At 74.2% G+C, this 2,997-nt stretch carries 1 protein-coding gene; it reads right to left on the bottom strand.

Features of this window, described 5'->3' with window-relative positions; all coding sequences use genetic code 11:
• Window positions 1–2,729: type I polyketide synthase (locus ACWD01_RS37335; RefSeq protein ID WP_451168426.1), on the bottom strand; the 2,729-nt coding region annotated here is incomplete at its 3' end.
• Between the last annotated feature and the right edge of the window lie 268 nt (window positions 2,730–2,997).

Below are 2,997 nucleotides of genomic sequence, written 5' to 3' on the forward strand. Positions count from 1 at the left end.
TGCGCCTCGACCGCGTCGACCTGCACAGGGGTGAGACCGGCATTGGCGAGGGCCTGCCGGATCACCCCCTGCTGGGAAGGACCGTTCGGCGCGGTCAGGCCGTTGCTGGCGCCGTCCTGGTTGACGGCCGTGCCCCGCACGATGCCCAGGACCGGGTGTCCATGCCGTTCGGCATCGGAGAGCCGCTCCAGCAGCAGCATGCCGACGCCCTCGCCCCAGCCGGTGCCGTCGGCGGCCTCGGCGAAGGCCTTGACCCGGGCGTCGGGGGCGAGTCCCCGCTGCCGGCTGAACTCCACGAAGACCTCGGGAGTCGACATGACCGTCACACCGCCCGCGAGGGCGAGCGAGCACTCGCCGGAGCGCAGGGACTGGGCGGCCATGTGCAGGGCGACCAGGGACGACGAGCAGGCGGTGTCGACGGTGACGGCCGGGCCCTCCAGACCCAGGGTGTATGCCACGCGGCCCGACGCCACGCTGCCCGCGATACCCGTACCGAGGTACCCCTCGACGGTCTCCGGCACCTGCCGGAGCAGGGTGGCGTAGTCCTGCCCGTTGCTGCCGACGAAGACGCCGGCCTTGCTGCCGCGCAGGGACTTCGGGTCGATGCCGGCCCGCTCGAGGGCCTCCCAGGAGGTCTCAAGCAGCAGCCGCTGCTGCGGGTCCATGGCCAGGGCCTCGCGCGGGTTGATGCCGAAGAAGGCCGTGTCGAACTCGCTCACGCCCTGGAGGAAGGCCCCTTCGCGCACATACGACGTGCCGGAACGGTCCGGGTCGGCGTCGTAGAGCGCCTCCAGGTCCCAGCCGCGGTCGGCGGGGAACGGCGCGACCGCGTCGCCGCCCGCCGCCAGCAGCGCCCACAGCTGCTCGGGCGTCCGGATCCCGCCCGGGAAGCGGCAGCTCATGGCCACGATCGCGATCGGGTCGTCGTCGGCCAACGGCGCACCGGGAGTGGCCACCTGCCCGGCCGCGGCGGTGTCGCCTCCGAGGCCGGGGAACTCGCCCAGCACATGGCGGGCGAGCTCGGTCGCCGTCGGGTAGTCGAAGATCACGCTGGTGGTCAGCCGCAGCCCGGTGGCCGCGTTGAGCCGGTTGCGCAGCTGGACCGCGCCGAGCGAGTCGAAGCCGAGCTCCTTGAACGCGCGGTTCGGAGCCACCGACTGCGGCCCGGCGTGGCCGAGCACCAACGCCGCCTGCGTACGCACCGAATCCAGCACCAGCTCCTCCCGCTGCGGCGCCGTCAGCGCGGCCAGCTGCCCGGCCAGCGACGACTCCTCGGCGCGCTGCGCTCCGCCGGACACGGCCGGCCCGGCCGCCGCCCGCAGATCCCGTACGTCCGCCAGGTCGGAGATCAGCGGGCTGGGACGGGCGGCGGTGTACGCCGGTACGAAGCGGGCCCAGTCGATGTCGGCGACGGTCACGGCCGGAGTGCCGTGGCCGACGGCCTGGGCCAGCGCGGTGAGCGCGAGGTCCGGGGTCATCGGGGGGAACCCGCTGCGGTGCAACTGCTCCGCCGCCGCGTGCCCCGTCGCCATACCGGAGTCCGCCCAGGCACCCCACGCCACGGAGGTGGCGGGCAGCCCCAGCGCGTGCCGCCGCTGTGCCAGCGCGTCCAAGTAAGCGTTCGCGGCCGCGTAGTTGGCCTGGCCCTCGTTGCCGAAGGTGGCGGCCGCCGAGGAGAACAGGACGAACGCGTCCAGGTCCAGGTGACGCGTGTACCGGTCGAGAAGCGCGGCGGCGGTGGCCTTCGGACGCAGGACATGGTCGAGGCGGTCGGCGGTGAGGTGGTCCAGTACGCCGTCGTCGAGGCTGCCGGCGGTGTGCACGACCGCGGTGAGGCCCGGGTGCTCGGCGACCAGGGCGCGCACCGACTCGGGGTCGCTCACATCACAGGCCGCGAAGGTCACCGTGACGCCGAGCGCGGTGAGGTCGTCGTGCAGGGCGGTGGCCCCGGGGGCCTCGCCGCCGCGCCGGCTGGCGAGGACGAGTTGCTCGGCGCCGTTCTCGGCGGCCCAGCGCGCCACGTGTGCGCCGAGCGCGCCGGTGCCGCCGGTGATCAGGACGGTGCCGCGCGGCTGCCAGCCCGTACCGCTGCTGCCTGCCGCCCGGGTCAGTCGGCGCGCGAGGACACCGGCCTCGCGGACCGCCACCTGGTCCTCACCGCCGGGCGTCGCGGCCAGTACGGCACGCAGGTGTGCGCCGCCGCGCTCGTCGAGCTGTTCGGGCAGGTCGACCAGCCCGCCCCAACGGTCGGGGTGTTCGAGAGCCGCGACCTGCCCCAGGCCCCAGACCTGCGCCTCGGCGTGGTGGGCGAGCGGGTCGGAGCCGCCGGTGGTGACCGCACCCTGGGTGGCGCACCAGAGGGGAGCCTCGACGCCCGCGTCGCCGAGCGCCTGGACGAGCGCCAGGGTCGGGGCGACCGTACCGGGCTCCTCCTCACCGTCGGCGTCCGCGAGCGCGAGCAGCGACAGCACGCCAGTCACCGGCGCGTCGAACTCCGCGCGCGCTTCCCGCAGTTGCTCGGCAAAACGCTCCCGGTCGGCCACGGCGGTGTCGAGCACGACCTGCCGTACGGCACCGTGCCCGCTCTCCAGAGCCCGGACGACGTCACGTACGAGAGGCCGGCTCTCGTGACCGGCAGGCAGCAACAGCAACCAGTCGCCGGTGAGTTCAGCCGTGTCGGACGCATCCGGCATCGGCCGCCACACCACCCGGTAGCGCCAGCCGTCCACCGGTGAACCACCGGTCTGCTCCCTGCGCCCGGACCTCGCGTCGAGCCAGTACCGGCGGCGCTGGAAGGCGTACGTCGGCAGGTCGGCCCGGCGCGGCGTGTTCCCCCGGCCGGTGAAGAAGGCCTGCCGGTCGACGGGTGTCCCGTTGACGTGGAGTTCGGCTGCGGCGCGGGTTAGTACTGCAACGGTCTTTTGCGTGACGGGGCGGCGGCTGGTGCGTTGTGCTGGTCATGGGGTGGGAGAGTGTGCGGGCGGGTGCCCGGGAGTG

Source organism: Streptomyces sp. NPDC002835 (assembly GCF_053591995.1).